The organism is Micromonospora sp. 4G55, assembly GCF_016803375.1.
The window spans coordinates 1-4,660 of sequence record NZ_JAEVHN010000496.1 but is presented as its reverse complement, the minus strand read 5'-3'; the positions used below and the strand labels follow the sequence as shown (position 1 = coordinate 4,660).

The following is a 4,660-nucleotide window of genomic DNA, read 5'->3' as shown; positions in this document are numbered from 1 at the left end:
GTCAAGGATCGGCCCATGCGTGTCCACCATCAACGGGCGCAGGACAGCCGGCTGCCGGCCGGTGTGGGAGGACTTTCTGTACGTCTATCAAGGCGGCCCGCAACGGGCCGCACGCGCCGCCGCCAGGGCGCGCGCCGGCCGCGCCGCTATCGCTCTGCGGCCGTCACGCCGAACGCCCGGCGGCTGGCGCGGATTGCGGGAAGCCCGAGGGCCGCCGCAGACGGGATAGCGGGGAGAGTGGTGGAGGTTCGTCGCCGGCAGTCGGCCGCGCCGCGCCTGAGCAGCGCGGCGCAGGAAAGGGTACGCCGGGTCCGCGCGGCAAGCCCCAAGCATGGGGGTGGTGTCCGCCGAGGGCATGCCGGTCGCCCAGGAGCCGGCTCCGCAGCCGCTCAGGTGAGGTCAACTGCTCACCTGGGAGGGGGAGGGGTGGCCGCCGGTAGCCAGCTCCGACCCCGGGAGCCGGGTCCGTGCCGGGCGAGGTTGGGTCAACTGCGCCACTGTGGCGGTGTCCGCCGGGGGTGCGGTCCGTGACACGAGAGCCGACTCAGTCGGTCCCGGCAGCGTCCGTACGTGCGTCAAGGTCGCTTGACGTGGCGGCCCGAGCGGCGGCCCGCTCCCGCAAGGCGGGCCGACGGCGACAGGATGGCAGGCGGTGTATTTGCGGCAGTAGGATCGAGAGCTTCAGTCGATCTTGGCATCGAAAGTGCAGAACTCATGATTGCGATTCGCCCTTACACCAGCGCAGACGTCATCTTCGCCCGACAGCACCTCAACGGACCGGATGCTGGACACGCCGTCTGGTTCGGCTACTCATCACCCCGCTTACAGGCGGAGTTTGACGCCAACGGATTGCTTTCCCCCGACGGCGGCAGGCTGATCGTCGACCAGGACGGGGAAGCGGTCGGCAGTGTGCAGTGGGGCAAGGACTCATGGGGACCGGCGGGACTCAGCTGGTGCTGGGAAATCGGCATCCTTCTACGGAAAGATGCTCGTGGGCGTGGCATTGGGACGGAAGCCCAGGCGTTGCTTCGCGATTACCTTTTCAACCACACCCGCGCCGAGCGCTTGCAGGCGGTAACCGACGTTGAAAACATCGCCGAGCAGCGTGCGCTGGAGAAAGCCGGGTTCTTGCGGGAGGGTCGGGTCCGTAGCGCGCAGTGGCGCGCCGGGCGCTGGCACGATCAGTACCTCTACGCGTGCGTCCGTAGTGACTGGGAACGTTGACTGGGCTCTGCCTGGTGGGATGGATCTGGGGCACGCAGGGGGCACAAGACAGCGTGAAACGTCGTCAACCAGCGACCAACGATGGCAGCCTGAAAAGCCCTGCCAGCAGGTGCCGGGTACCGATCCCGCTGGTGGAGCGATAGCGGCCCTAAGTTCCGCTTCAACAGTTACAGGTCACCAGCTGCGGCTACCAGGACGACTGGGAGTTCCCCGTCCCACTGGCCGACGCCGAGACAGACGCTGCGATCTTCGAAGTGCCAGGCAGACAGGGACGGCACGAAGTTGGAAAGGACGCCAGCAAGGGCCGGCACCGTCTCGCCCTGCATCGAGTGGTCCAGGACTGGGCTTAGCTCGACCCGCTCCGGGGGCCCCCAGACTTGGATCAGTGCCTCCGCCAGGACAAGGCACTCCCGGTCGAAGTGATCCCATACCTCGTTGACCTGCGACCGATCCTCCCAGAATTCGGCACTGGTGCTCAGGTACAAGATTCGGTAGCCCGGACCTGCCGCGTCGGCAACAGCGGCATGGGGACCCGGTAGAGGCTGAATCTTGAGTCCGAGCACCCGCTCCAGGCATTCAGCGAGATCCACAGCCAGCCACTCTAGGTGTTGAGCTGTAGGCGATCTGCGGTGGCTGTCGACAGCAACGATGACAGCAACCGGCCGGGACGAGGGCGGCCGCCGGCGGCTGGGCGCAGACAGATCCCCGAGGTCGCGGACGCGGACGGACCCCACCGGACGGAGCGCCCAGAACTTACAAGCGAGGGGTCGCAGGTTCCTGGGCAGTAGCGCGCTATGTCGCGGACGTGTTGTAGCGATCAAGCGTCGCTTTGGATGTCGAGGCGTCCTGGAAGACAAGCTCCCACGGGCCGGTGTTCACGTCCATGTCCTTGCCGAAGCCGATCCACTTCCCGGCCATCCGCCGGCCAGTGGGCTCGGCGATGAGTTGGATTGCGCCGTGGTATCTGGCGCCCCGGTAGTAGCCGGTGGGGTCGGTCTGCTCGACCCAGGTGCCGGTGACGACGGCACCGTCCACGGTCAGGTCGAGTGAGAGAGACGACGACGCCGATCCGGGCAGGCTGCGCGCGGTCAGTCGGTCCCCGTGCTGGAGCATCACGACGAAGTGTTGTCCGGCGAAGGAGTCTCCTCGGCCGCTGGAGTAGTACTGGTAGCGGCTGAGCCACACTCCTTCGTGCGATTGGTGGGCCGTGGTGAGTTTGGTCGCCGGCGTGGGCGTGGCCAGGCTGGACAGGGGAGATGTCAGGTCGTGGCCCCCGTGTTCGTCGTCGGCGACGTGGCCGCCGGGCACTGCGACGAAGCCGAGCAGTGAGATGGGTAGCCCGGTGACGACTTCCAGCGCGCGTGCGTAGACGGGGCGCGGTGCAGCGATCGCGCCGGACTCCCATCGCTGGACGAGTCTCTTGTTGGCGTCGTTGGGCTCGCCGACGCGGTGGCCGGCGGCCTGGAGCGCGCGAGCGAAGTCGTCTTGGCTCATGCGCATTCCGGTGCGGACGGCGCGTAGGGCGGTGTTGGGGGCGGCCATGACCGTCACCATAGCGTCGTGTCGCCTTAATGTCGTCGGCTGAGTGGCCGAGTTGTCGGTTCTTGTGTCGTCGCGGCAGGTGACATCCCGGCGTCAGTGTGGGCCTGCGGCGGTCGGCACGCCGCCGCGTTTCACTGGCGGAGGTGGGGATGCCGGGTAAGGGCGACGAGCCGGCGGTGAGCCGGGGCGAGCAGATCCAGGCGGCCGAGCGGGAGGCCAAGCGGCGGCTTCTCGTCGAGGGGGAGGCCGACCGGATCCCGGTGGAGGAGACCACCCGGGCTACACCGGATCGGCGGTGGCGTCGTGGGCAGCGTTGAGCTGTTGCCGGTCGGGCGGCGGGTGGCGTATTGGCGTGGGCGACGGAAGCTGTCGCAGCAGGTGTTCGCCGACCGACTGGGCAAGTCGAAAAGCTGGGTCGACAAAGTCGAACGGGGCGTTCGGTCGCTGGACAAGCTGTCCACGCTTCAGGAGATCGCCCGCGTGCTCCGCATCGACACCGCCGCTCTGGTCGGCCGTGATGCCGAGGCGGCCGAGGCAACGAAACGCGCCGACGGCGTCGACCGGATCAGGGCGTCGCTATCGCGGTACGAGATCCCATTGGGCAAGCCAGTGGATCGCCCGGTGCTGCCGGTGGACCGGATGCTGCGGGACGTGGGGTATGCGTGGACGACGTTCCAGTACGCCCGCTACCCGCAGGTGATCGACCTGGTACCGAATCTGCTCACCAACATGCAGCGCACCCATGCGCAGGCCCCTGTGTCGGGCCGGGTGCCGCTCGTGGAGGCGTACCGGGTTACCGCCGCTCTGCTGGTCAAACTCGGAGACGCGGAGCTGGCGTGGTTGGCTGTTGACCGGGCGATGCTCGCCGCCACCGGGGACCGGGACCTGGTGGCCGCCGCAGCCGTACAACTCGGCCAGGTGTTGCGCGCGCTCGGGCGGGTGCGGGAGGCGAAGTCGGTAATGCTCACCGCCGCGTACCGGATCGCGCCGCCCGTGATCGAGCACGGCACGCCGGCGGAGCTGTCCCTGTGCGGGGCACTGCTCATCCAAGCCGGTCTGGCCGCGGCACAGGACGGGAACGAGGCCGCCGCCAGCGAGCTGATCGACGAGGCCGCTGGCATGGCGGAGCGGGTCGGCGACGGGTACGACCATCACCGCACCGGTTTCGGGCCCACCGCCGTCGACTTGGCCCACGCCGCCGTAGCCGTCGAAACTGGCGACGCGTGTGATGCGATCGCCTGGCACGAGAAGGCCATCAAGCGGCCCGGCTGGCGGTGGCTATCCGCCGAACACCGCGCCGCGCACCTGCTCAACGTCGCACGCGCCTACCTGCACCTCGACGATGCGGGCAACGCCGCCCGCGTGCTGACCGAGGCCGAGCGCATCGCACCGGCCGAGATCGTGCACCGGCCCGCCGCCTGGGACATCCTTGCCGAGGTTGCCCGTGACCCCCGCGCCCCGACCAGGATCGCTCAGCTCGCCGCCACGCTTGGGGTGGGCTGAGCGGTGAGAGCGTCATTTTCACGAGGCAGGGGAGTACAGCAGAGAAGTACAGCAACCGTGCCAGCCGAACCAAGCCGAGCAGCACGCAACCAGGCCGTCTGACCTCGCATCAAGCCCGGTCCGACCGGCACGCCGAGAGTTCACACCGAAGAGGTCACTGGTTCGATCCCAGTATCGCCCACCATGGATATACGCAGGTAGGAAGCCCGTCACCGGTTCGGCCGGTAACGGGCTTTCTACCGTCTGCCCCTTAAATTTGGAGCAGATTGGGAGCAGCCCCGCGACGTGGGCGACCACCAGCGGCACGATGTCTCCGTAGCCCTGTTTCCGCCGGGTTCAGTCACCGGCGGCGCATGATGGCGTAGTCCATCCTGCTGCTGGCGAACTCGGA

At 68.1% G+C, this 4,660-nt stretch carries 5 protein-coding genes; 3 read left to right on the top strand and 2 right to left on the bottom strand.

Features of this window, described 5'->3' with window-relative positions; genetic code table 11:
• Window positions 1–642 precede the first annotated feature (642 nt).
• On the top strand, window positions 643–1,224 hold the full coding sequence (locus tag JNW89_RS28250; protein ID WP_238451414.1) for a GNAT family N-acetyltransferase: 582 nt from the start codon (window positions 643–645) through the stop codon (window positions 1,222–1,224).
• 167 nt (window positions 1,225–1,391) lie between these two features.
• On the opposite strand, the gene JNW89_RS28245 is transcribed toward JNW89_RS28250, so the two are convergent.
• Entirely contained in the window at window positions 1,392–1,814 is a 423-nt protein-coding gene (locus JNW89_RS28245; RefSeq protein WP_238451412.1) for a hypothetical protein, read from the bottom strand.
• Between the two features lie 202 nt (window positions 1,815–2,016).
• Window positions 2,017–2,778: a helix-turn-helix domain-containing protein gene (locus JNW89_RS28240; protein ID WP_375155154.1), complete on the bottom strand. Its 762-nt coding sequence runs from the start codon at window positions 2,776–2,778 to the stop codon at window positions 2,017–2,019.
• Window positions 2,779–2,915: 137 nt separating this feature from the next.
• Here JNW89_RS28240 and JNW89_RS28235 point away from each other — a divergent pair, with 137 nt between their 5' ends.
• The gene (locus tag JNW89_RS28235; protein ID WP_238451416.1) at window positions 2,916–3,083 is read left to right on the top strand and encodes a hypothetical protein; all 168 of its coding nucleotides are present in this window, start codon (window positions 2,916–2,918) and stop codon (window positions 3,081–3,083) included.
• Window positions 3,070–4,269 (top strand): helix-turn-helix domain-containing protein, encoded by a 1,200-nt coding sequence (locus JNW89_RS28230; RefSeq protein WP_238451409.1) that lies wholly within the window; start codon window positions 3,070–3,072, stop codon window positions 4,267–4,269. Before JNW89_RS28235 ends, JNW89_RS28230 begins: the two co-directional genes overlap by 14 nt.
• Window positions 4,270–4,660 lie beyond the last annotated feature (391 nt).